General features: G+C 54.0%; 26 protein-coding genes. 15 read left to right on the top strand and 11 right to left on the bottom strand.

Going from position 1 to position 22,122, the window contains the following annotated elements:
- Positions 1–39 precede the first annotated feature (39 nt).
- Genes ACT3TC_RS15620 through ACT3TC_RS15610 form a run of 3 tightly spaced genes read left to right on the top strand, consistent with a single transcriptional unit; the run spans position 40 to position 1,676 of the window.
- Complete coding sequence (locus ACT3TC_RS15620) at positions 40–684, top strand: TetR family transcriptional regulator C-terminal domain-containing protein (protein WP_444640814.1); 645 nt, start codon at positions 40–42, stop codon at positions 682–684.
- Positions 681–1,358, top strand: a complete 678-nt coding sequence (locus tag ACT3TC_RS15615; protein WP_444640812.1) for a type 1 glutamine amidotransferase domain-containing protein — start codon at positions 681–683, stop codon at positions 1,356–1,358. Before ACT3TC_RS15620 ends, ACT3TC_RS15615 begins: the two co-directional genes overlap by 4 nt.
- Positions 1,359–1,379: 21 nt before the next feature.
- Positions 1,380–1,676: a DUF1330 domain-containing protein gene (locus tag ACT3TC_RS15610; protein ID WP_444640811.1), complete on the top strand. Its 297-nt coding sequence runs from the start codon at positions 1,380–1,382 to the stop codon at positions 1,674–1,676.
- Positions 1,677–1,868: 192 nt separating this feature from the next.
- Here ACT3TC_RS15610 and ACT3TC_RS15605 read toward each other — a convergent pair whose 3' ends face one another.
- Positions 1,869–2,441 (bottom strand): NADPH-dependent FMN reductase, encoded by a 573-nt coding sequence (locus ACT3TC_RS15605; protein WP_444640809.1) that lies wholly within the window; start codon positions 2,439–2,441, stop codon positions 1,869–1,871.
- Between ACT3TC_RS15605 and ACT3TC_RS15600 the strand changes: the two genes are divergently transcribed.
- Positions 2,337–2,699, top strand: a complete 363-nt coding sequence (locus tag ACT3TC_RS15600) for a MerR family DNA-binding protein (RefSeq protein WP_444640807.1) — start codon at positions 2,337–2,339, stop codon at positions 2,697–2,699. The genes ACT3TC_RS15605 and ACT3TC_RS15600 overlap by 105 nt on opposite strands.
- Positions 2,700–3,037: 338 nt before the next feature.
- Here ACT3TC_RS15600 and ACT3TC_RS15595 read toward each other — a convergent pair whose 3' ends face one another.
- Entirely contained in the window at positions 3,038–3,922 is an 885-nt protein-coding gene (locus ACT3TC_RS15595; RefSeq protein ID WP_444640805.1) for a LysR family transcriptional regulator, read from the bottom strand.
- 108 nt (positions 3,923–4,030) lie between these two features.
- Between ACT3TC_RS15595 and ACT3TC_RS15590 the strand changes: the two genes are divergently transcribed.
- Positions 4,031–4,870: an SDR family oxidoreductase gene (locus ACT3TC_RS15590; protein ID WP_444640804.1), complete on the top strand. Its 840-nt coding sequence runs from the start codon at positions 4,031–4,033 to the stop codon at positions 4,868–4,870.
- Positions 4,871–5,114: 244 nt separating this feature from the next.
- Here the strand turns inward: ACT3TC_RS15590 and ACT3TC_RS15585 are convergent, their stop codons facing one another.
- Together ACT3TC_RS15585 and ACT3TC_RS15580 are read right to left on the bottom strand one after the other, a co-directional pair.
- The gene (locus ACT3TC_RS15585) at positions 5,115–5,333 is read right to left on the bottom strand and encodes a hypothetical protein (RefSeq protein WP_444640802.1); all 219 of its coding nucleotides are present in this window, start codon (positions 5,331–5,333) and stop codon (positions 5,115–5,117) included.
- Positions 5,334–5,839: 506 nt separating this feature from the next.
- A complete protein-coding gene (locus tag ACT3TC_RS15580) occupies positions 5,840–6,649 on the bottom strand; it encodes a sulfite exporter TauE/SafE family protein (protein ID WP_444640800.1) in 810 nt (269 codons plus the stop codon).
- 107 nt (positions 6,650–6,756) lie between these two features.
- On the opposite strand from ACT3TC_RS15580, the gene ACT3TC_RS15575 reads away from it, so the two are divergent.
- Both ACT3TC_RS15575 and ACT3TC_RS15570 read left to right on the top strand, forming a co-directional pair.
- Positions 6,757–7,542: an AraC family transcriptional regulator gene (locus ACT3TC_RS15575; protein ID WP_444640798.1), complete on the top strand. Its 786-nt coding sequence runs from the start codon at positions 6,757–6,759 to the stop codon at positions 7,540–7,542.
- A 65-nt stretch (positions 7,543–7,607) separates the two neighbouring features.
- Entirely contained in the window at positions 7,608–7,859 is a 252-nt protein-coding gene (locus ACT3TC_RS15570; protein ID WP_444640837.1) for a DUF1330 domain-containing protein, read from the top strand.
- On the opposite strand, the gene ACT3TC_RS15565 is transcribed toward ACT3TC_RS15570, so the two are convergent.
- Positions 7,819–8,502: an IclR family transcriptional regulator gene (locus ACT3TC_RS15565; RefSeq protein WP_441679992.1), complete on the bottom strand. Its 684-nt coding sequence runs from the start codon at positions 8,500–8,502 to the stop codon at positions 7,819–7,821. The genes ACT3TC_RS15570 and ACT3TC_RS15565 overlap by 41 nt on opposite strands.
- 166 nt (positions 8,503–8,668) lie before the next feature.
- On the opposite strand from ACT3TC_RS15565, the gene ACT3TC_RS15560 reads away from it, so the two are divergent.
- From ACT3TC_RS15560 to ACT3TC_RS15530, 7 genes are all read left to right on the top strand, one after another.
- Positions 8,669–9,886, top strand: a complete 1,218-nt coding sequence (locus tag ACT3TC_RS15560; protein WP_444640796.1) for a CaiB/BaiF CoA transferase family protein — start codon at positions 8,669–8,671, stop codon at positions 9,884–9,886.
- Positions 9,883–10,719, top strand: a complete 837-nt coding sequence (locus ACT3TC_RS15555; protein WP_441679996.1) for a citryl-CoA lyase — start codon at positions 9,883–9,885, stop codon at positions 10,717–10,719. Before ACT3TC_RS15560 ends, ACT3TC_RS15555 begins: the two co-directional genes overlap by 4 nt.
- A complete protein-coding gene (locus ACT3TC_RS15550; RefSeq protein WP_444640794.1) occupies positions 10,716–11,687 on the top strand; it encodes a hydroxyacid dehydrogenase in 972 nt (323 codons plus the stop codon). The genes ACT3TC_RS15555 and ACT3TC_RS15550 overlap by 4 nt, the downstream gene beginning before the upstream one ends.
- The gene (locus ACT3TC_RS15545; protein WP_444640792.1) at positions 11,684–12,385 is read left to right on the top strand and encodes an RraA family protein; all 702 of its coding nucleotides are present in this window, start codon (positions 11,684–11,686) and stop codon (positions 12,383–12,385) included. The genes ACT3TC_RS15550 and ACT3TC_RS15545 overlap by 4 nt, the downstream gene beginning before the upstream one ends.
- A gap of 95 nt (positions 12,386–12,480) precedes the next feature.
- Entirely contained in the window at positions 12,481–13,452 is a 972-nt protein-coding gene (locus tag ACT3TC_RS15540) for a Bug family tripartite tricarboxylate transporter substrate binding protein (RefSeq protein ID WP_441680002.1), read from the top strand.
- Between the two features lie 53 nt (positions 13,453–13,505).
- A complete protein-coding gene (locus ACT3TC_RS15535) occupies positions 13,506–13,958 on the top strand; it encodes a tripartite tricarboxylate transporter TctB family protein (RefSeq protein WP_441680004.1) in 453 nt (150 codons plus the stop codon).
- Complete coding sequence (locus ACT3TC_RS15530) at positions 13,958–15,460, top strand: tripartite tricarboxylate transporter permease (RefSeq protein WP_444640790.1); 1,503 nt, start codon at positions 13,958–13,960, stop codon at positions 15,458–15,460. Before ACT3TC_RS15535 ends, ACT3TC_RS15530 begins: the two co-directional genes overlap by 1 nt.
- A gap of 119 nt (positions 15,461–15,579) precedes the next feature.
- Here the strand turns inward: ACT3TC_RS15530 and ACT3TC_RS15525 are convergent, their stop codons facing one another.
- Both ACT3TC_RS15525 and ACT3TC_RS15520 read right to left on the bottom strand, forming a co-directional pair.
- The gene (locus ACT3TC_RS15525; protein WP_444640788.1) at positions 15,580–16,602 is read right to left on the bottom strand and encodes a methionine synthase; all 1,023 of its coding nucleotides are present in this window, start codon (positions 16,600–16,602) and stop codon (positions 15,580–15,582) included.
- A 28-nt stretch (positions 16,603–16,630) separates the two neighbouring features.
- Complete coding sequence (locus ACT3TC_RS15520; RefSeq protein ID WP_444640836.1) at positions 16,631–17,614, bottom strand: DUF1852 domain-containing protein; 984 nt, start codon at positions 17,612–17,614, stop codon at positions 16,631–16,633.
- A 409-nt stretch (positions 17,615–18,023) separates the two neighbouring features.
- Here ACT3TC_RS15520 and ACT3TC_RS15515 point away from each other — a divergent pair, with 409 nt between their 5' ends.
- Positions 18,024–18,332 carry a hypothetical protein gene (locus tag ACT3TC_RS15515; RefSeq protein WP_444640786.1) on the top strand — a complete coding sequence of 103 codons (309 nt, stop codon included), beginning with the start codon at positions 18,024–18,026 and terminating at the stop codon, positions 18,330–18,332.
- Between the two features lie 35 nt (positions 18,333–18,367).
- Here ACT3TC_RS15515 and ACT3TC_RS15510 read toward each other — a convergent pair whose 3' ends face one another.
- The 4 genes from ACT3TC_RS15510 to ACT3TC_RS15495 all read right to left on the bottom strand — a co-directional run.
- On the bottom strand, positions 18,368–19,318 hold the full coding sequence (locus tag ACT3TC_RS15510) for a DUF808 domain-containing protein (protein WP_444640784.1): 951 nt from the start codon (positions 19,316–19,318) through the stop codon (positions 18,368–18,370).
- 69 nt (positions 19,319–19,387) lie between these two features.
- Positions 19,388–20,326 carry a nucleotidyl transferase AbiEii/AbiGii toxin family protein gene (locus ACT3TC_RS15505; RefSeq protein ID WP_444640783.1) on the bottom strand — a complete coding sequence of 313 codons (939 nt, stop codon included), beginning with the start codon at positions 20,324–20,326 and terminating at the stop codon, positions 19,388–19,390.
- Positions 20,310–21,128: a type IV toxin-antitoxin system AbiEi family antitoxin domain-containing protein gene (locus ACT3TC_RS15500; protein WP_444640781.1), complete on the bottom strand. Its 819-nt coding sequence runs from the start codon at positions 21,126–21,128 to the stop codon at positions 20,310–20,312. The genes ACT3TC_RS15505 and ACT3TC_RS15500 overlap by 17 nt, the downstream gene beginning before the upstream one ends.
- A gap of 194 nt (positions 21,129–21,322) precedes the next feature.
- Positions 21,323–22,122 (bottom strand): Fic family protein (locus ACT3TC_RS15495; RefSeq protein WP_444640779.1); only part of this gene is annotated, 800 nt, incomplete at its 5' end.

Raw genomic sequence — 22,122 nt, 5'->3', positions numbered from 1 at the left:
CTGTAGACGACTGGTCTAATCAGGCGTAAGCTAGCGACTATGAATATGACACCCGTCACCGGCGATGTCCGGCAGCGCATTCTTAACACCGGCCAGGTCATCATCGGTGGCAAGGGGTTCTCGGCGGTAGGTCTTAACGAGATTCTCAAAGCCGCCGAGGTGCCTAAAGGCTCCTTTTATCACTACTTCAGCTCCAAAGAAGCGTTTGGCGAAGCACTGCTGGAAGGCTACTTCAGTGGTTATCTCGCGCAAATTGAAGAACGCCTTACCCAGCCGGGCGCTTCTCACGCTGAGCGTTTTCTCAGCTACTGGGCGCACTGGCGGGATACCCAACACCATTGCGACCCCAGCGGAAAATGCCTGGCGGTGAAGCTTGCCGCCGAAGTCAGCGATCTTTCCGAGCGCATGCGTCGCGTACTGCAACACGGTACTGAGCGTATTATTGCCAGGTTAGCCCAGTCAATCGAAGCCGCCACTGCCGATAGCTCTCTGCCTCAATCCGTTAGCGCTCAAGGCAGTGCCCTGGAACTAGCCACCACCCTTTACCAGCTATGGCTGGGTGCCAGCCTGCGCGCCAAAATCACCCGCGACCGGGTGCCGCTGGATGCTGCCTTTAAAGCCACCTACGCTTTGTTAAACCTCGACCCCAGCCACCCCCTCAGCCTGCAAAGGACTCAATCATGAAAATTCTCGTAGTGGTTACCTCGCACGACAAGCTTGGCGATACCGGCAATAAAACCGGCTTCTGGCTCGAAGAGCTGGCCGCGCCTTACTATGCGTTTAAAGACGCAGGTGCCGAGCTAACCCTGGCCTCGCCCGCTGGTGGCCAGCCGCCGCTCGACCCCAACAGCAACGTACCGGATGCTCAAACCGACGCCACCAAGCGCTTCGAGGCCGACAGCGAAGCAATGCAAGTGTTGGCAAACACGCACAAGTTGGCCGACGTTGACCTGACTGAATTCGATGCCGTGTTCTACCCAGGCGGCCACGGCCCGCTATGGGACTTGGCCGAAGACGCCACCTCCATCCGCCTGATCGAAGGCGCGATGGCCGCCAACAAGCCGGTCGCCACGGTATGCCACGCCCCCGGCGTGCTGCGTCATGTGAAAGGTACCGACGGCAAGCCGCTGGTCGCGGGCCGTAAAGTGACAGGCTTCAGTAACAGCGAAGAAGACGCCGTTGGCCTGACGAATGTGGTACCGTTTTTGGTCGAAGATATGCTCAAAGAGAGCGGCGGTGAGTACAGTAAAGGCGATGACTGGAGTTCTTACGTACTCGTCGACGGCCTGCTGATTACCGGACAAAACCCCGGCTCATCCGAAGCCACCGCCCAAGCGCTGTTAAAGAAGCTTTCCTGATAATTACCCAAGGAGAATGGAATGCCGGCTTATGCTGTACTGACGCGTGAACACACCCACGACGCGAAAGAAATGGAGCAATATGCCACCAAGGCCAAAGCCGCCCGCGAAGGCCACGACCCGAAGCCGCTCGCCTTCTACGGTGATTTTGAAGTAATGGAAGGCAGCAACATGGAAGGCGCGGTAATCCTGCGCTTCCCCGACATGGCCGCCGCCCGCGCCTGGTACCAAAGCGACGCCTACCAGGAAGCTCGCCAGCATCGTTTCCAGGGCGCCGACTACCGCGTATTTATTGTGGATGGGGTTGAAGAGTCTTAAAAGCATGGCCCCGTCATTATCGTTCACGGCGGGGGGCCCGATAAGCGCCTTGTTAAAGGGCGCTAATCCTAAGACTCTTCAAATTCCGCTCCAATACCGCAATTCCCCGGCTGACCTTACCAGTAGCCCTATACTCAGCTCATACACCAAATAAGCGACTAATTAGGTTGGGAGAATGGATTCAACACATGACTAGCCAGTGTAGGGCTGTACCTGCTTAGCCCCCTTGAGCGCATGACTCCACCACCTCAGTTGCCCAAGCATTTTTGCCGCGCTGCGCTCGTAACGCTCTGAATCAGTTAAGCGCCCCTGCGCATCAAACAGCTGCCAAATATTCTGAAAGCTGACTGAGTCACGCACCGTCATGGCATGCACTTCAGGGAATATCTGGCGCAATTGCTCCACTGCACGCAAACCACCCGACACGCCACCATAAGACACAAAGCCCACAGGCTTGGCCCACCATTCGTTCTGATACCAATCGATCGCCGCTTTCAGCGATGCTGGATAGCCGTGGTTGTATTCTGGCGTAACGATTACCATCGCATCTGCCGAGGCCAGTTGCAGACCAAGTCTTGTTACCGCCTCAGACGCATTGTTGACCATGGTCTCAGGCAAGTCGGCTTCAAGAAGATCAATCAACATAATGTCAAGGTCCTCATGCCGAGCAGCTTGCTCTACAAACCACTGGGCTACGGTGGGGGCCAACCGTCCTTCTCGGGTACTGCCAATGATTACGGCTACGGTATACTTGTTACCAAACATATCGAAGTGGCCATCGAACTCGCTCGCCTGCCTCAAGGTAGTACCCCCTCGGCACAAGACTGGTCAAAATTATCCAAAACCTGGTCAGAACGTATTAATCAACGCATTGCTGAGTTAGAACGTCTCAAGTCCAGCTTATCGGAGTGTATTGGCTGTGGTTGCCTGTCTCTGGAGCATTGCCAGATGGTCAATCCTGAGGATCGCGCCGCAGGTTTTGGTCCTGGGCCATTGCGCTGGAGGAGTACGGATAACGCCTAATCTCAAGATCTGAGCCCAATACTTGTTTTGCACACATCACCGTTTTTCCTGAATGATCCGCTGCTTATTCCTCTTGGCAAACGTTAGCGTCCCAGTTGTGTTCAACTGACTGGTGCTCAAGCAAGTTGTTAGTGACAGTAGCAGGGTGGGAATAGTGCTTCCTATTGTTTAACCGCGCTGGAAAAATGCCACGTCCGCTCAGTTTATCTGCGTCCAGTGTCCTTCAAGTGATTCATTCTGTTTGGTATTGCGCTACCCATCGCGTCTATTATCGACAAGCAGCGTGCTCCCCTGCTCATGGTGGGAAATAGCTGACTGCTCCCCCTCAGGAGCCCGCGTCACTCTCGCAGCAGATCAATGAACGCTCGCAAGCTGGGCGGTACATGTCGGTTGTTGGGATAGTAAAGATACAGGCCGGGTATGTGGGGGCACCAATCCTCAAGCACCGTTACTAGCTTTTCATCGCGAAGATAGGCATGAGCATAGGGTTCCGGTACATAGGCAATGCCTAATCCATCCACTGCCGCCTCCACCATCAATTGACTGCTGTCCAGCGTCATAACGCCAGGCACATCAACCAACACCTCCTGACCATGTTGCTGGAATTCCCAGCGGTAAAGTTTCCCGCTGGGCAACCGCTGCCTTATGCACCGATGCATGGCGAGTTGGTCGGGCGTTTCAGGAATCGGCTTGCCGTTTAAATAGCCAGGAGAAGCAACGGCAAGAAAACGTATCTCACCCCCTACGGGAATAGCGATCATATCCTTGGGAACGGCCTCCCTTAACCTTACGCCCGCATCAAAGCCCTGCTTCACAATATCTACCAGCCGCCCTTCCGCGACCAGATCAAGCTCGACGCCATCGTAAAGCGTTAGAAATCGGGGCACGATACGTTGCAGTAACAGGCGAATAGCCGCTTCGCTACCGTTAATGCGTAATCTGCCCGTTACCTTACCTTCATGACTTGAGGCTTCTTCCAGAAGGGTATCCAGCTCACCTAGCAGCGGATTCAAGCGCAGGAGTAAGCGCTCGCCACTCTCGGTTAGCGAGACACTCCGCGTGGTACGGTGCAAAAGCCGCGTGCCCAATCTTCGTTCAAGGGTGCGTACAGTGTGGCTAAGTGATGACCGGCTAACGCCCATCAGGTCAGCAGCACGGCGAAAGCTACGATGTTCAGCCACCGCTTTAAAGGCGTTAAGATCGGTTAACGTTGGCTTACTCATTGGTGAATATCCTTCACTACTTCATCTCAATTGTTGAGTATTTTATTAACAGTACTACTGGCCTAACTTATCTCTTGCAACGCTCGATCAATCCACAGGAGATAATTCATGGCTAAAACCTGGCTTATTACAGGCACCTCTACCGGCCTTGGCCGCCTTCTTACCGAATATCTACTTGAACGCGGCGACCGTGTCGTGGCCACGCTACGGCGCAACGGCGCCCTGGACGACTTGCTGGCCAAGCACGGTAACCGCTTACAGGTAGTTAATTTCGATGTTACCGATACTCGGGCAATGAGAGAGGCGGTGTCGCAAGCATTTTCAACGTTCGACCGAATTGATGTCGTCGTCAGCAACGCGGGATATGGGGTTTTTGGCGCCGCCGAAGAAGCAAGTGACGAACAGATCGAGCGACAAATAGCGACCAACCTCACAGGCTCGATCCAATTGATTCGTGCGGTACTGCCTCATCTACGCGAGCAAGGGGGCGGACGTATCGTGCAAGTGTCGTCAGAAGGCGGTCAAATCGCCTACCCATGCTTCAGCCTTTACCATGCCACCAAATGGGGAATTGAGGGGTTTGTCGAGTCGGTTGCTCAGGAAGTAGCGCCCTGGGGCATCGACTTCATTATTGCCGAACCAGGCCCCACCGCCACCCAGTTTGCGGATGCGCTGGATCGCACGCAGACGATGTCAATATATGAAGAGACGCCAGCGGGCGAGATTCGTCGTGCGCTAGCTTCTGGTGCTTTCACTATTAAAGGCGATGCGACAAAAACCGTTAATCTCATCATCGAAACAGTCGATATGCCCACTCCCCCATTACGGCTGGCATTAGGTAGCACGGCCTATCACTCCATTAACCAAGCGCTAACGCAAAGGCTCAATATATTGGAGGCGAATAAAGAGGTAGCCCTGTCTACCGATATGGATGAATTCATCGAGTAGGCGCGCCGTGCCAGACGCGTAAAACAGCAAGAGCCATCGACCACTACTTAGCACGCTATCTGGATTTTCACCCAATAGTACCGTATACCGTGTGCTATTCCCGCCGCTAGGCAGCTTGTAAAGACAGGCCAAGGTTACTGCTATAAATCTCGGACTTATCCACCAGTGAACTGCTTTAGCCAGCTAAAGAAGACGCCTCTCGCCAGCGATAGCAGGATTGTTTCTTTTGAGGTGGCGCGGATAATCAGCTTTCTTTCAGCAGTATAAAATGCTCGATCAGTCGAATCATCAGCGTTTTTTGATCGGGTAAGCTCTCCGCGACTAAGAGCGCCAGCGCCACCAAAGTGTTGTCGTTGATCAACTGCTCGACGGGCCGGGCCAGTAGGGCCGCGTTGCGGCGCAGGTACCATAGAAACAGAAACGAGCCGCAGCGTTTGTTACCATCGCCTCGCGCCTGCCCCAACAGCTCGGTTGCCTCACCTTTGGTGAAGCCGCAGTTGTTGCATTTTTCGCAACAACTGACTCCCTTTCAAGCTCATCCTCGATAAAGACGTTGCGGATGTGGCGAGATATTACAGACTTATCCCTCCCGAATAGGTTAGTCATCTGATCTAAACTTAACCAAACAGTCTCTTGCTCCAGCGTCACCTCAAGGTGTGCTTGTCCATCTTCACTGGTGAATATTTGTATTTGCTGATCACTCATAAGTGTTGCCCCCAGGTTTACATCAAGCGCCACGCACCTCCAAAACATGCATTTGCCAAGTAAGCATCACTCAATGCAGCAATATTCACCTTTGCACACCAAAGCAAATACTCAAGCGCACCTGCTATAAGAGGTTAAGTAAACCTTAACACAGGAGCTGTTTATTCATACAGAACAAACCACATGGTCTCTGCACCGTAACAGTAAGCACCTGCCCCGACTAAAAACTATTTGGCGGTAGCAATCGTGGGAGGCTAGCTCAATTCAATGCATAAAAACCATCACCACTAGCACCATGGTCAGCAATAACAGGTACACCTTGGCATGAATACGGTCAGGGATGCGCCCGATCCAGACTGACGCCAGGCGGATACCGAGCCATGAGCCCACCGCAAGTACCAGCAAGGCACGCAGATCCACATAACCGGCATACCAGTTTCCTAACGCTGAGTGATTTGCCGACAGCAACACATATGTCGCGGTGCCACTCACTGCCATAGGCAACGACAGCGGATTGGCCATGGCGGTGGCCGCCGTCATGCTCGCGCCTCTTCTCCGCATGAGCGGCACGGTCATCACGCTACCACCCACGCCCAGCAAGGCGGCCACCGCACCAATCAATGTCCCCACCATTGCCGTTACCCCACGCCCCATAGGGCGCACATCACTTCCTGACTGACGCAGAAAACCGGGCCGCAAAACGGCATCCGCAATCGTAATACCCAGATAGCCGATAAACGCCCAGCGCACCCACTCCCCGCTCAACGACACGGCAACCGCCGCGCCCAACACAGCGCCCATGGCGATATAGCCAACCAGCGGACGCACTAGATGCCACTGCACGGTCTGTCGCCGATGATGACGCCATGTTGCCATTGAAGCCGCGAAGATCATCAGCGCCGTCGAGGTAGCCACCGCGATATGCATGGCTGCCATACCCGCCACGCTATCTGGCCCATGGACGGCAATCAGTAAGGTATACAGCAAGGGAACCACTACAAACCCACCACCGAAACCGAACAACACGGTGGTGACGCCCGCCAAACCGCCACAAAGAAGTAATACGCTATACACCGCCACTCTCCTGATGAAATTCAACAGCAGGGAGGATATGCCGACTAGAACTGGCTGACCTTCGATTTTTGGACAATAATCATCGCATTTCGGCCAGAATAACGATTATGCTCAATACTCCTTTATCCGACGTGGATCACGTGGCACGGCCCATGGTGGCCATCGGCACTGATTACAGCCCCGGTACGCTTCTTGACTTTCATGCCCATCGCCGCGCCCAGTTTCTCTATGGCATGACAGGCGTGATGGAAGTCAATACGGATGACGGCACCTGGATGGTGCCGCCCTATAGCGGAGTCTGGCTGCCTGCGGGCAAGCGCCACCAAGTACGTATGAACGGAGTGAGCACCCGAAGCCTGTATATCGAGCCCCGCGTCGCGCCACGCACGACTTGCAGTTGTGAGGTGCTGGTCGTGACGCCTCTGTTGCATCACCTGCTGCTGGCTTCCGCCCATCTACCCGCGCTCTATGATGAAAATGGCCGCGACGGCGCCCTGGCGCAACTACTTCTATACGAACTGCAACAGGCTCAGGCCCTGCCGCTATTTGCGCCCCTGCCCCACGACCCTCAACTAGCCAGCCTGTGCCGAGCGTTTCTCGGCCAGCCACATATTCACAGCCCTCCCGAGGACTGGGCCCAGCAGATGCATCGCAGCCAGCGCACCTTCAATCGCCTGTTCCGTCAGCAGACCGGCATGTCCTTTGCCGTATGGCGTCAACAGGCCTGCCTGATGGCCGCCCTTCCCAGGCTGCTGTCCGGCAGCTCCGTTACTCGCACCGCGCTGGAACTCGGCTATGACAGCCCAGCCGCTTTCTCCAGCATGTTTCGTAAGGTGCTTGGCCAATCGCCAACCGCTTTTGTTAGGGCGGCGAATCGTCAGTTGGAAGAGTAGCAAGTACGCCTACTGATCAGTTATTCGACTTCTTGCTGGTCGCCTTCTACGGCGACTTTGAAGTGATGGAAAGTGCGGTAATTCTGCGCTTTTCCGACATGACCGCCGCCCGCGCCTGGTCCCAAAGCGGCACCTATCAAGAAGCCCGCAAGAGCAGCCTCCTCCTTCACCATTTTAGGCAGGGGGGTCTCATTGGGCACAGCAGCTTGGAGGCTAAAATACGCGAGACAATTAGACCAGTGTTCAACAGTCCTGCTGTCACTGTGGTAATACTTTTTAAGGCATGGTTTCACGCAAGGTGTCACAACTCGCTTTGAGCAACTCGACTGTTGATTCGACTTTATCATCGGTTAACCGGGTGATTAATGCAGAAACGGATATTGCGCCGCGCATTACTCCATGCCGGTCGAGTACCGGCAGCGCTATGGCAGCAACATCCGGGTCTCGTTCGCCCTTTGAGAAGGCATAGCCTTTGGTACGGATATCATCATAGAACGCGCCTTCTTCCCCACTGAACGCTAAAAGAACGCGGCCTGTCGCCCCCCGTTCAATAGGCAGTAACGCCCCTTCATCCAGATGGTGCCGGGCAGGCTTTGGCGAGTTCAGCCGATAAAGGCACATGCGCTGGTTACCCAAGCGGATAAAGAACGATGCCGTTTCCTGAGTTTGCTCTACCAATTGAGTCAACTGCGGACGAATAAGCTCGCCCATATCTCCTGTATGACGGAATAGATTTCCTAACCGCCATAGGCTGGGCCCCAAAGCATACGTGCCATCGCCTTCACGAACGATATAGCCAAAGCGCTCCAAGGATCCTATCAACCGAAGAATAGTGCTTTTATAAAGCCCCGTACGCTCCGCTAACGTAACGAGCGACAGCGATCGCTCCTGATCTGTAAACGCTTCCAGGATCGTTAAAGCACGCTCAACGGCTTCTACTCGATTTTGCTTTTGGACCAAGCTACACCTCCATTGCATCTAGTTCTACCTGACAGAACAAACATTTTTAAAATAGAACATGTTTGACATGTAAAAATCGTTCTGCCATAAAGAACACCATTATGCCTGACAGAACAAAAAGGAACCATTATGCCGCTTATCAAAATTACAGCATTCGGCAAGCCCCATGTCTGAACTGCTAAAAGGGATTCGGGTGCTGGATCTGACCAACGTTCTTGCTGGTCCTTACTGCTGCTATCAGTTAGCGCAGCAGGGTGCCGATGTCATCAAAGTTGAGCAACCCGGAAGTGGAGATTTGGCCCGCCAGTTAGGAGCCGACCCTGAACTGAATGCCCAACTAATGGGCGTTTCATTTCTCGCCCAGAATGCGGGCAAGCGCTCCATTGAGCTCAATCTAAAATCCGACCAAGGCAAGCAGGCTTTTCGCAAACTGGTACAAACCGCCGATGTATTGGTCGAAAACTTTCGCCCTGGCGTAATGGACCGGCTTGGCCTTGGACATGAGAGTCTTCAAGCGCTTAATCCACGCCTGATCTACTGTGCTATTTCAGGGTTTGGACAAACCGGCCCGCTGGCAAAGAACCCTGCTTACGATCAGATTATCCAAGGTCTTTCCGGCGTAATGAGCGTGACAGGCGATGAAACGTCTGCACCGCTGCGCGTTGGCTACCCCGTTTGCGACACCATCGGTGGTATGACCGCAGCTTTCGCCATTTCCAGCGCCTTGGTCGGCCGAAATAGAACCGGGCACGGCGAGTTTATTGATGTATCCATGCTTGAGTCCATGATGGGCACCATGGGCTGGGTGGTATCCAACTGGCTGACGTGTGGCATTGAGCCACTTCCTATGGGAAACCAAAATACAACGGCGGCCCCATCCGGCACCTTCCGCACTGGTGATGGGTTGTTGAACATCGCCGCCAATAAGCAGGAACAGTTCGAGATTCTGTGCCAGTTGATAGAGCGCGTGGATTTGATATCCGATCCACGATTTCAATTACGTGAAGAGCGCAAGCGCAACCGTAACGCTTTAACTATCGAGTTGGAAGCCGCCTTGCAAAGCGCTTCCGCTGAGCAGTGGGCAACACAAATGAACGCCCGCGGCATACCAGCAGGCGAAGTGCTCACCGTTCCTCAGGCGCTTCGCCACCCCCAGGTCGAAGAGCGTGAGTTAACGCGCACGTTCCCCGGCGTCGTCGGCCAGACAAACCTCTCAGTAGTGCGCTCAGGTTTTCGCCTGGGCAGCGGCGATCCCGAACCCAAAACACCGCCTCCCACATTGGGTCAGGACACCGATGCGATCCTTGCAGAGCTCGGCTATGACGCTGCCGCACGCGCCGCCTTCACTCATCCAAACATAACAACCAAAGAGACGGAAAAATGATTGAAGAGAACCGCCGTACCGCCGGTGAAGACTGGTGGTCTACCGATATCATAGAAATGTCCCCCGGTATAATTCGCTACCACGGCTACGCCATTGAGGATCTGATTGGCAAGGTCGGCTTCCCGGAAATGATCTGGTTGATGCTACGCGGCGATCTACCCAGTGCAGCCCAGGCGACTCTGTTAAGCACGGTACTGATGAGCTCCATTGACCACGGCCCACAAGCGCCGTCTATTGCAATTGCGCGCATTGCATCCACCTGCGGTGTAGGCATCAACAACGCCATGGCTTCTGCAGCCAATGTACTTGGTGATGTACATGGCGGTGCGGGCGAGCAGTGCGTGGCGCTATATAACGCTATCCAGGCACGCTGTGAAGCTGGTGAAGATATTACCTCTGCCACCCATACCGAGCTTGCCAAGCTTAAAGAGAGTGGCGTGCGCTATATCCCAGGGTTCGGGCATCGCTTCCATCCTAAAGACCCACGAGCCCCCAAACTGATGGAGGTTCTACGCGCCACAGCCGACGACAGCATCAACACTCATTTCGCCGACATTGCAGAAGAAGTTGAGCGCCAGATATCCCAAGGCCGCAGCCGTGCAATTCCCATGAATGTAGATGGTGCAACCGGCGCTATTTATGCGGCGCTGGGATTTCCACCAGCGCTATGCCGCGGCCTGTTTGTGCTATCTCGCTCGGTAGGCATCATGAGCCATGCTTGGGAACAGATGCAGCGACCCGAGCGCAATAAAGGCCCACTCCCCCGTACCGAAACCTGGACCTATACCGGCCATGCTCCCCGTAGTGTTGAGCAGGAAGGCGGCCAGCCATGAGTTATACGATTCTGGTGACGGCTCCACGTCTGGCTGACGAAGGCCGGGAAGTGCTGGAACAAGCAGGCTGTCGTCTGCTATTCATCCCCAAAGGGGAGGAAGATAGCCTGGGTGAAATAATGGCCAGCCAGCCTATCGACGCAGTCATCGCACGCACGCTCACGCTGAATAAAGCAACCATTGCATCGTGCCAAGGGCTGCGCGCGATATCCCGCCACGGCGTAGGCCATGACGCAGTAGATATTCAAGCAGCGGCTGAGATGGGCATTCCTGTGACAGTCGTCGGTGATACCAATGCACAGTCGGTCTCTGAGCTAGCCATTGGTCTGATGATCACCGTGGCGCGTAACGTGTCGAATCTGAGCCAACGTGTTAGTGCCGGTGAATGGCCGAGGCAAACCCCTGGCTTACAACTTTCAGGCCGCGTGTTAGGGCTGGTGGGTTGCGGCACCATCGCCCGCCATGTAGCCCGAATGGCAAATGCCATTGGTATGCGCGTTATCGCTTATGACCCCGCCCTGAAAACCATGCCGGAAGGTATTTCCAAGGCGACTAACCTGGACGACCTGCTAACCAGTAGCGATGTCCTCTCTCTGCACTGCCCGCTGTTGCCCTCTACCCAGAACCTGATTGATGCCGCAGCACTCGCGAAGCTTCATTCGGGCGCCATTGTGATCAATACCGCCCGCGGGGGGCTGATTGATGAGGACGCCTTGGCCGAAGCCATCATGGCTGACCGCCTAAAAGGCGCGGGGCTGGATACCTTGAACATTGAGCCACCTCCCGAAAATCATCCTCTTCTGCGTTTACCCCAAGTGGTACTCACCCCGCATGTAGGCGGTAATAGCGATGCAGCGCTGGCACTGACTGCCCGTGCTGCTGCCGAAAATGCCTTGGCACTGCTGTCTGGGCATTCCCCTGCGCATGGACGCATCGTCAACGAACACTTACTGGAGATAACCCAATGAGCATGACGCTTGATGGCGGAACATGGCCTGCTGGCTTTGCTGTCCAACCGCGCCAAACCACCCTAACGCAAAAGCTGCTGACCGCCTTTAAACAAGTGCCGGTCGCTCATGCGGGGGATGTGATGGGGCGGCACACCGGTGCAGTAGGCCTTTGCGCTTATCACAACGACCTTGGACTCACCATGTGTGGTACGGCTATTACGGTGCGTACCCGCCCAGGTGACAACCTCATGGTGCATGTCGCCATACAGCGCGCCCAGCCAGGTGACATTATCGTTATCGACGGGGGCGGCGACCTCTCTACCGCGGTGATTGGTGGGCTGATGCGCACAACAGCAATTGCCCGCCAACTAGGTGGTATCGTGATTGATGGCGCGCTGCGCGATGTCGCTGAATGGGCCGAAGGCGTCTTACCAGTTTACGCCCGCGGCCATGTTCATCGTGGCCCCAGCAAGGATGGCCCTGGCCAGATAAACATTCCTATTTCCTGTGCAGGCATGACAGTGATGCCTGGTGACTTAATTCTGGGCGACGCCGACGGCGTTATCGCTATCCCCGCTAGTGAAGCCGAGGCGCTTTTAAGCCTGTGCCAAACCCAGGCAGAGAAAGAGGCGCGTATACGTGCGCAGAATGAAACCGGCGAGGTCGACCGCGAGCGCTTCGATTCCATCCTGCGTAAGAAAGGCTGTCCGCTTTAGTCATTACCCCAGAACACGACGTTACTTCAACACATAACATTTCTTCAGCACACAACAACAAGCAGTACGACAACATCAATAATAAGGAACACGCCATGAAAAACAACGCTTTAAAATCTATCGCTTGCGCTGCATTGCTTATTCTTCCTGCCGTAGGAATGGCCCAGTCCTATCCCAAAGGATCAATCGACTTCATTGTGCCCTTCTCCGCCGGTGGAGGTACTGATTTTGCTTCACGCGTACTGACAGAGAAGCTTTCCGAGCAGCAAGGATGGAACTTTGTTATTGAGAACCGCGGCGGAGCAGGAGGCAACATCGGCCTTTCACAACTTGCGCGTGCTAAAAATGATGGGCAGGTTATGGGTATGGGGCAAACGTCTAACATGGCGATTAACCCAACGCTGTACGCCAGCATCCCCTACGACTCATTAAATGATTTTACGCCTATTGCGCTAGTTAGCTCACAACCCATGGTGCTGGCCGTTAACCAGAACTCGGCCTACGAAGATTTTGAATCTTTAGTCGCCGCCGCCAGAGAAAACCCAGGCAAAGTGTCCATGAGTACGCCCGGCTCTGGCACGGTGAGTCACCTGTCGATGGAAGTATTTAGCGACCAAGCAGACGTAGAGTTCATGCATGTACCCTACCCCGGTGCGGCCCAAGCGGTAACGGACGCCATTGGTGGGCATGTGGACTTTGTGACTGCCAGCCTTCCCAGCTTATTGTCGCATATTCGGTCAGGCTCATTAAAAGCATTAGCCGTTACCTCGGCTGAGCGCAACGCGGCGCTACCCGATGTTCCCTCTATAGCCGAGTTAGGCTATGAAGGTTTTGAAGCCTCCGACTGGAAAGCAGTGGTCGGCCCCGCCGGTCTTCCCGACGATGTAGTCGCAACCTTTAACGCCGCTATCAATCAGGCTCTTCAGGATGAACGCCTGATCGAAACGATAGAGAACGAGGGCAGTACGGTGGAAGGTGGTTCCGCCGATGAATTTGCTGCTTACCTGCAGGCCGAGTATGAGCGCTGGGCTGAAGCAGTAAGCGCCTCGGGCGCGACAGTGGAGTGATCATTTAAGGCCGGGCATTGATTTATTTGCTCGGCCTTATGGGAGACATCATTATGCTAAATCGCGATATCGTTGACATTATTACGGGGATGGCACTGGCAGCTTTTGGCTTAATCATTGCCGCCTATGCCACTACGCATTATAACCTTGGGTCACTTCAGCGTATGGGGCCTGGCATGGTTCCTATGGGCATAGGATCGATTATTGCCCTGCTTGGCATAATGCTTACCATTGGAGGCGCATCGCGCCCACATTTTCCAATGCCAAGCATTGAGTGGCGCCCGCTAGCCGCTATCCTCAGCGGAATTTTGGTCTTCTCTCTTGCAGTACCACGTGTTGGCTTAGTACCTGCCATTTTCCTGTTAACACTGATCACCTCGCTTGCCGATAAGCAGTTGCGAATCAAGACGGTTTTGGCACTCATCGCCTTTCTCATTCTGGTGGCCATTTTGATCTTCCGCTTGGCACTTGGCATGAACATACCGATCTTCAGGTGGGCATTCTAATGGACTTTTTTGGCAATCTTTCGCTTGGTTTGCACACCGCACTTTCGTTCAGCAACCTGTTTTTCTGCTTTGTTGGCGTGTTTCTAGGAACACTGCTTGGCGTTATCCCGGGCGTTGGCGTTTTAGCCGCCATTTCCATGCTGTTTCCCATAACGTTTCATATGGAAGTGACATCAGCACTCATAATGCTGGCAGGAATATGGTACGGCACGAGTTACGGTGGCAGCACGGCGTCTATCCTGCTTAACGTGCCAGGCACGCCTGCCAATGCGGTGGTCTGTTTAGATGGCTACCCTATGGCACAAAAAGGTCGTGGTGCCGTTGCTCTGTTTATGACCACAGTGGCCTCTTTCGTTGGCGGCTCCATCGGCATCGTCATCCTGACCCTTTTCGCACCGGTGATAGCACAATATGCCTTGAGCATGGGCCCCGCTGAGTACTTCTCATTAATGCTGCTAGGGCTAATTGCGGCGACCGGTATTGCTGATGGCTCCGCAGTCAAAGGCTTCGTCATGGTCATGCTGGGTATTTTCCTTGGCAGTATCGGTACCGACGTTTACACAGGCACACAACGTTTTGCCTTTGGTATCCCAGAACTCGGTGACGGCATTAGCCTGGTAGCACTGGCCATGGGAGTGTTCGGGGTAGCGGAGCTCATTATTAGCGTTGGCAGTGTTAAGGCAAACCGCTTTAAATCGTCTGACCTGACGCTACGTGCCATGAAACCTACGCGCGATGATATGCGACGTTCATGGTTCCCGATGCTGCGCGGTTCAAGCATTGGCTCATTCTTTGGCGCCCTACCGGGAACAGGCCCGTCACTGGCCGCGTTTATCGCTTATGCGGTGGAAAAGCGCTCATCCAAAAATCCAAGCCGATTTGGTAAAGGGGCGATTGAAGGCGTCATGGCTCCGGAATCCGCCAATAACGCAGCTGACCAAACCTCTTTCATCCCCACTCTGGCATTGGGTATACCCGGCAGCCCGACAATGGCATTAATGTTAGGTGCACTCATCATCCATGGCGTTACACCAGGCCCCGGTCTGATGACAGAGCAACCCAGCCTTTTCTGGGGTCTCGTCATGAGCTTCTGGATTGGCAATATCATGCTGGTTATCCTTAACGTTCCTCTTATTGGTCTATGGGTACGCCTGCTTGCCGTCCCTTATCATCTGCTGTTTCCAGCCGTATTGATGTTTATTTGCCTGGGCACCTACAGCGTCAATAACAGCTCGTTCGACGTACTATTGGTGATGATATTCGGTGCGCTGGGCGTTTTGATGCGCAAACTGGCTTTCCCTGCGGCGCCCCTTATTTTGGGGTTTGTACTTGGCCCAATGATGGAGGACAACTTCCGCCGCGCCATGCTGCTCTCGTCGGGAGATTTTGCGACCTTCATTGAGCGGCCGATCAGCGCCACCATCCTCGCCATTGCTGCGCTGATTTTGGTATGGAGCTTTTTTTCCACGCTTAAAGCACGCCGCGCGCTTGCTCAGGGCTAAGCAATATCTGATTTACTTAGTCTGAACGCTTGCTCTGCCATGCACAGGAGCAGGCGTTCAAAGTCATCAGCTCCACCTCATTCCCAGACAGAAACCAGAATTTTACTAACGTTAAGATATCAAAGCTCTTGTCGAACGATCCCTGCCCCGGCACTCAAGGCACTGAGTTTACCTCTGGCAACCAAGCGAGGCAGCGGCGCCATGCCACAGTTGGTGCAGGGGTAGAGCTTGTCGGCATCAACGAACTGAAGTGCTTTTCTAAGCGTTGCGGCGACCTCTTCCGGCGTTTCGATGGTGTTGGTGGCGACGTCGATGGCACCCAGCATCACCTTCTTACCGCGCAGAAGTTCGATCAGCTCGATGGGCACGTGGGAGTTCTGGCACTCTAACGAAACAATATCGATGTTGGATTTTTGCAGCCGGGGGAAGACTTCTTCATATTGCCTCCACTCCGATCCCAGCGTCTTTTTCCAATCCGTATTGGCTTTAATGCCGTAGCCATAACAGATATGGACAGCCGTTTCGCATTTGAGCCCTTCAATGGCTCTTTCCAAGACGGCGATTCCCCAGTCATTCACTTCATCGAAAAACACGTTGAATGCAGGTTCGTCGAACTGAATGATATCGACGCCTGCTGCCTCCAGTTCCCGAGCCTCCTGATTGAGCGCTTTCGCGAATTCCCACGCCAGCTTCTCACGACTTTTATAATGATCGTCATACAACGTGTCGATCATGGTCATCGGGCCCGGTAGCGCCCATTTGATGGGTTGGCGGGTTTGCTCGCGTAAAAACCTGGCATCTTCGACGAAAACTGGCTTATGGCGGTTGATCTCGCCCACAACCGTCGGCACGCTCGCATCGTAGCGATTGCGAATTCTCACGGTTTTGCGCTTTTCGAAATCGACGCCGCTAAGATGCTCAATAAAGGTCGTCACGAAATGTTGGCGCGTTTGCTCGCCGTCGCTGACGATATCGATACCGGCCTGCTGCTGTTCCTGCAGCGACACGCGCAACGCATCCTGTTTACCTTCAATCAACGCCTCGTCTTGCAGTTTCCAGGGCGACCAAAGGGTTTCGGGCTCGGCAAGCCAGGAGGGTTTGGGCAGGCTGCCCGCCGTCGAGGTGGGTAAGCGTTTACTCATGAGTCATCATCCCGTGCATTTGATTAGGTTAAAGCGAGCCGTTGGAAGACCACTGCTCAAGCATCGCCTGATAGGGTTTGATGAAGTGCTCTTCAGCAAACTTCCCCTGCTCGGCGGCCAATTGGCTACGCTCTTCTCGGTCGTAAACGATTTGCGTGAGCGAATGATCAGGGTTCTTCAAGTTGGGTTGATAGACATTGCCCGCAACCGCATTGGCGTTGTAGATCTCAGGCCGGTAAATCTTCTGAAAAGATTCCATGGTGCTGATGGTGCCGGCAAGCTCAAGGTTGGTGTAATCGTTGAGCAAATCTCCAGAAAAATAAAACGCCAGCGGGGCAGCACTGTTGGCAGGCATAAAGTAGCGGACCTGAAGCCCCATCTTCTTGAAGTACTGCTCGGTCAGCGAAGACTCGTTCGGCTGATATTCAACGCCTAATACGGGATGCTGGTTATCGGTTCGGTGATAGACCTTGTTATCCGACACGCTCAAGCATATGACGGGAGGCTTCCCGAAATGCTCTTTGTAAACGGGTGAATCCACGAAGCTTTTAAACAAGTTGCCGTGCAGAACACCAAAATCATCCGGAATACTGAAAGTCGACTGGTGCTTGTTATGCTCTAAAAGGCGCACGCTAAAGTCGTAATCTCGAACATAGGATGAAAAGTTGTTCCCTACGATACCGTCGATGCGCTTGCCGGTTTGCTTGTCCAGAAAACTGGTTTTGAGTATCTCGATGATTTGAAAAGGCGCTTCATGGCCCCCTGCGCCAACCTCCATACTCACGGAAATGATGTCGAGTTCGACGGAATAACGACGCCCTTCGGGGTTATCCCAATGCACCAAGGCATTGAAACGGTTATTGATCATTTCCAGCGTATTGCGCAGGTTCTCGCGCCGCCTTTCGCCCCGGGCCAAATTGGCAAAGTTGGTCGTGATACGCGTATTGTCCGACGGACGATAATTCTCATCGAAGCCGATACGCTTGATAGTAAATGCGACGTCGTTATTCATCATCTCGCCTCCAATAGTAAAAAATCGAACCGGTTCTTCGCTTCTGCGGAACGGCCCAATATTTATAAATCGGGCGGCTTTACAGCTTTTAAGCCTGACAGCCTTATTCATGAGAAGCTGACAGGCTCTATAACGAAGAGTGCTGGGGATTTTATACAGGAGTACAAAGATGAATAAAAATGGTCTTATTTCATGGGAAGTTTAGAAAAATTCATAGTGAAAGCCGACTCTTCAACTGAAAAAGATGCTGGCTGCGTTGGGCTTGATGAATTTAGGTAGTCATACGGCGCGCTCGACGTCCCCGCACTAAAAGTACGGGGTTTTCTGCGCAAATCTGATAAAGTTATTATCCCGCTAAATAGTTTTCTGCAGACTTCATGCACGTTTATATTCTTTCACTGGACACGCTATGCATAACCTATGGATTCCCGTCGTCGCCATTTTCGTCGTTACGGGCCTGATATTCGGTGGCCAGGCCTATTCCGAGTCCCAGCGTGATGCCCACATCGCCGAGACGATTTCGGAGCGTCTTAATAGCCAAGCACCGGCCGAAATTTCCAACCTGGCGACTGTCAACAAGGGGTATGGGGTGTGCGGCGACTATGCGCTTTCAGGCGCCGAGTCCGGTCGCTTCTACTACAACAGCAACACCAAGCGATTAGCTGTGGGCACCGATGCCCCGCTGTATCGCGACAACTGTGAAAGCGTTTATAACTAAACTCTTGGTTCTCTGGTACGCACGTCGCGGCCCACCTATGCCGAATGCGCCTTCTTGAAGGGAACGAGGTGCAGCACACCCACCACCACCGAGCCCACCAAAAAACCAATCACCGCAGAACACAGCGTATTGAAACTCCAGCCAAGCAGGCCGCCCAAGGCACCGGTTGCCTCGCTAATGCCATGCTCAATGTGGTGTACCCACTCATAGGGGGAATTGAGCCAACCCGTTCCATCGGCACCCAGATTGACCATCAGGATATGCCCTCCCACCCAGAGCATGGCGATAGTACCCACCACTGCGATGGTCGCTAGCACCTTGGGCATGGCCGTCACCAGACCACGGCCCAGTTTCTGCATGCCCGAACTGTCCCGCTGGGCGAGCTTCAGGCCGACATCATCCATCCTGACCAACAGCGCCACCACGCCATACACCAAGATAGTGATGACAAACGCGACCACCACCAGGCTCGCCAGCTGTGACCAGAACCCTTGATGGGAAACAGTAGAAAGCGCGATCACCATGATTTCAGCGGAAAGAATCAGGTCGGTACGAACGGCACCACTCACGATCTTTTTCTCGGCTTCCGGCCCCTTCTCCACCGCTGGCTTCTCGTCATCATGCTTGCCCGAAAGCTTGTGCCAGACCTTCTCAGCGCCCTCAAAGGCCAAGTAGGTGCCGCCCACCATCAGGATGATCGGCAGTAGCGCGGGCAAAAAATGGTTCAGCAGCAGTGCTGCCGGTAGGATAAAAATCAGCTTGTTACGGATCGAACCCAGCGCGATCTTCTTCACAATTGCCAGTTCACGCTCCGCTGCTACACCCTGCAAATATTGCGGCGTTACCGCCGTATCATCCACCACCACCCCGGCCGCCTTCGCCGTCGCCCGCCCAGCGGCGGCACTCACATCGTCCAATGATGCTGCGGACAACTTTGCCAATGCGGCAATGTCATCCAGTAATCCAATCAAGCCGCCTATGGCCATGGCTGACTCCTCCGTGAATAACAGGTGTAGATAGTAAAGCACATAGCGGGTTGGGCGGAGCGCGTCTCTTCACACATCAGATACTATCCGTGCTAGGGTCTGCTCAAGTTCATGGCGATCCGCCTGACGCTTGGCTTTCGAGCGACGGGTAAGGTTTTGCAGCTTTCGGACTACCCCTGGCAATGCTGCTGCGCCTTCTAAATGGATCAATTCAAAATCAGGCTGCTCATTTTCAACGGACCATAGAAAGTCACATGACGGCTTATCCAGCTTTTTGGATATCCATAGCAGTAACTGTGCTCTGTTCTCCAGCAGTTGCGCCGCCGTCACCGGCTTGGCGGTCATTCCCTTGAAATGGGCATCAAAGATCGTCTCAAAATCCACTGGTTCCCGGGGAGCCAAGAGTTCCCAAGCCGGTTTAGGGCTACACGTTAGATACACCAGAAAGGTTCGCCATAATGTCGCATCGGCCCGTTCATCTTCCAGTAACAAGCCAATGTCGAACAGATCCCTAGGATGTTGACGAGACAAGGCCGCCGCCAATTTTCCAGCGTAGAGATCGGCAAAATCGAGCACCTGTGTTGTTGCAAAGCCGAAGGCCTGTTCGACTGCCGGTTGGACCACCATCGTTCGCACCGAGTGTACTGTGCCACGCATCACTGGGGTTGTTTCAATCTGCACACGCGCCCGGCCACGGCTGCAAATTAATCGTGTGATTCCCCCTGTGTTCGCGCCACCCGATGTCTGTACCTGTAATTGCAAAGGGCGTGCACGCAAGGTCTCCGCCAACTGCTCTAGTGCCGCAGCAATGTCCGCCACGCCTGTCTCAAAATTCTGCACAGGCAGCCAGGTCAAGTCGATGTCCACTGACAGCCTGGGGAGATCATGCTCAAACAAGTTGATGGCGGTACCGCCCTTTAGTGCAAACCGAGTTTCCTTTGCCAGCACCGGCAGGATATCTACCAGCAATTTCACACGGTCGCTGTAGCGTTTATCCCAACTGCTCATCAAGGTCTCCCGGCAGGACGATGTGATACGTGGGATGCAGGCGGCCGCCAGGAACAAGCGAACGCTTACCACGACCGAGATTCACACCCTCAATCGATAGGTGCGAAAACCAGGCGTGCCCATGACGCTCAGCCAGCGCGAGAAACAGACGCTTGGCCTTGATGCTGTGACAATGGCGCAGCAGCATTTCAAGCCGCCGAGGGCGTAGGGTGGCCATGGCCTGCATTAAAGCGTCCACTTCGTAGACCCCCCCTGCATCAGACGCCTCATCACATAACTCCAGCATGGCGCGCTCCGGGGTCGAAAACATCAGCATCCCGCTGGGTAATGCTTCTCTTTGCTCCAACCCTTGGTCCAGCAATGCCTGACCCGTCGTTTCATCAGTGAATGGAATTTCAGGCAGGTCGAAAGGCCCTTTACCGCAGTATTTAATGCGCTCTACCAACGGCAGCTTGTGCACCCACCCTGGCATACGATCTGGCCCATAGAGCGTGACCACTTCAGCTTCGCCCAAGCGCAAGTAATGCTCATGCCCAAGCCAGGCCAAGGCAAAGCGCCCACCTATATGCAGCGACAGACCTTCCATCTGTTGTAGCGCTCGTACTACCCCCTCCCAATGGAGGGAACCTCCTTTGCGCATGTACACACCACGCGTCGGGGAGACCAGCCAACCGCTGCCAACATAACGGGCCAACAAGCTACTGTAATAGCCATGCGCTCTTAACCACCGGCTGGAAACCACGCCAGTATCGCTTAGCCCAGTCAGCAGGCGGTTTAATTTTCCATCATTTTGATCACTCATAGTGACTAAAATACACTTTTTATAAACCAGCACAATGACCAGGGTTTAATAAATACCAAAAAAGTCACTCATAGTGACTTTATTAGCAGTTTTACAAACCTCAACAACAAATACCTTATGCACATCCCATGGCATAACGACCTGCGTACTTTCCACTTCAGTGGCAATCAAGACTTAAATGGCAAAGATCGCCACTACAAGGTGCCATCCACTGTTCGCTCAAGTAACACCGTATAGCGCGTACTGCGACCGCCGCCGGGTAGTTTGAAAAGGCAGCCTTTTTCCAGCAGCTCTGCCAAATCCCGCGTGGCGGTGGCTTTACTCACTTTGGCCAACGATTGGTACTTACGAGCACTGATACCCTGCTCAAACTCCTCCCCTGTTGTATCCAATAAGCGATTCAGCACCTTGATTTGCCGTTCGTTCAGCACGGTGGTCGCATGGCGCTGCCAGAAGGTGGCTTTCATTAACACACGGTCGATTCTTAACAGCGCCTGTTCAAGTGCCTCTTTCAGCGTATCCAGAAACCACAACAACCACGGCGTAATATCGAGATTGCCTTTCTGAGCGCTCTCAAGTTGCTCGTAGTAAGTATTGCGGCGCGCCATGATGGCTGCGCTCAAAGAATAGAAGCGAACGGATTGTTGCTCTGCTTGTGCCAGCGCACGATCCGTCACCGCGCGGGTAACGCGCCCATTACCATCATCAAAGGGGTGCAAGGTAACCAACCATAGATGGGTTATGCCAGCACGAACCAGAGCACCAAGCCCCGGTGGTGGATGGTTGAACCAAGTAATAAATGCATCCAGCTCAGCCTCCAACTGCCCACGGGGCGGTGCTTCAAAATGAACGGTAGGCCGATTAAGCCGCCCCGACACCACTTGCATAGGGTGGTCGCCACGCAGCTCGCCTACACGTACATTACCAAGCACGCCGGGGCCTTGCACAAAAAGCATGGATTGCCAGAGGCACAGCTCTTCGCGGGAAAGCGGCA

Source organism: Halomonas sp. AOP27-A1-41 (genome assembly GCF_052378605.1).
Lineage (GTDB): Bacteria > Pseudomonadota > Gammaproteobacteria > Pseudomonadales > Halomonadaceae > Vreelandella > Vreelandella citrativorans.
Note: the sequence above shows the minus strand (reverse complement) of the source record. Positions and strands in the feature narration are given on the sequence as shown.

Coding starts and splice junctions, on each gene's coding strand:
- ACT3TC_RS15620 (WP_444640814.1), top strand. CDS start 40: ATGAATATGACACCCGTCACCGGCGATGTCCGGCAGCGCATTCTTAAC.
- ACT3TC_RS15615 (WP_444640812.1), top strand. CDS start 681: ATGAAAATTCTCGTAGTGGTTACCTCGCACGACAAGCTTGGCGATACC.
- ACT3TC_RS15610 (WP_444640811.1), top strand. CDS start 1,380: ATGCCGGCTTATGCTGTACTGACGCGTGAACACACCCACGACGCGAAA.
- ACT3TC_RS15600 (WP_444640807.1), top strand. CDS start 2,337: ATGCCGAGCAGCTTGCTCTACAAACCACTGGGCTACGGTGGGGGCCAA.
- ACT3TC_RS15605 (WP_444640809.1), bottom strand. CDS start 2,441: ATGTTTGGTAACAAGTATACCGTAGCCGTAATCATTGGCAGTACCCGA.
- ACT3TC_RS15595 (WP_444640805.1), bottom strand. CDS start 3,922: ATGAGTAAGCCAACGTTAACCGATCTTAACGCCTTTAAAGCGGTGGCT.
- ACT3TC_RS15590 (WP_444640804.1), top strand. CDS start 4,031: ATGGCTAAAACCTGGCTTATTACAGGCACCTCTACCGGCCTTGGCCGC.
- ACT3TC_RS15575 (WP_444640798.1), top strand. CDS start 6,757: ATGCTCAATACTCCTTTATCCGACGTGGATCACGTGGCACGGCCCATG.
- ACT3TC_RS15570 (WP_444640837.1), top strand. CDS start 7,608: ATGGAAAGTGCGGTAATTCTGCGCTTTTCCGACATGACCGCCGCCCGC.
- ACT3TC_RS15560 (WP_444640796.1), top strand. CDS start 8,669: ATGTCTGAACTGCTAAAAGGGATTCGGGTGCTGGATCTGACCAACGTT.
- ACT3TC_RS15555 (WP_441679996.1), top strand. CDS start 9,883: ATGATTGAAGAGAACCGCCGTACCGCCGGTGAAGACTGGTGGTCTACC.
- ACT3TC_RS15550 (WP_444640794.1), top strand. CDS start 10,716: ATGAGTTATACGATTCTGGTGACGGCTCCACGTCTGGCTGACGAAGGC.
- ACT3TC_RS15545 (WP_444640792.1), top strand. CDS start 11,684: ATGAGCATGACGCTTGATGGCGGAACATGGCCTGCTGGCTTTGCTGTC.
- ACT3TC_RS15540 (WP_441680002.1), top strand. CDS start 12,481: ATGAAAAACAACGCTTTAAAATCTATCGCTTGCGCTGCATTGCTTATT.
- ACT3TC_RS15535 (WP_441680004.1), top strand. CDS start 13,506: ATGCTAAATCGCGATATCGTTGACATTATTACGGGGATGGCACTGGCA.
- ACT3TC_RS15530 (WP_444640790.1), top strand. CDS start 13,958: ATGGACTTTTTTGGCAATCTTTCGCTTGGTTTGCACACCGCACTTTCG.
- ACT3TC_RS15525 (WP_444640788.1), bottom strand. CDS start 16,602: ATGAGTAAACGCTTACCCACCTCGACGGCGGGCAGCCTGCCCAAACCC.
- ACT3TC_RS15520 (WP_444640836.1), bottom strand. CDS start 17,614: ATGAATAACGACGTCGCATTTACTATCAAGCGTATCGGCTTCGATGAG.
- ACT3TC_RS15515 (WP_444640786.1), top strand. CDS start 18,024: ATGCATAACCTATGGATTCCCGTCGTCGCCATTTTCGTCGTTACGGGC.
- ACT3TC_RS15510 (WP_444640784.1), bottom strand. CDS start 19,318: ATGGCCATAGGCGGCTTGATTGGATTACTGGATGACATTGCCGCATTG.
- ACT3TC_RS15505 (WP_444640783.1), bottom strand. CDS start 20,326: ATGAGCAGTTGGGATAAACGCTACAGCGACCGTGTGAAATTGCTGGTA.
- ACT3TC_RS15500 (WP_444640781.1), bottom strand. CDS start 21,128: ATGAGTGATCAAAATGATGGAAAATTAAACCGCCTGCTGACTGGGCTA.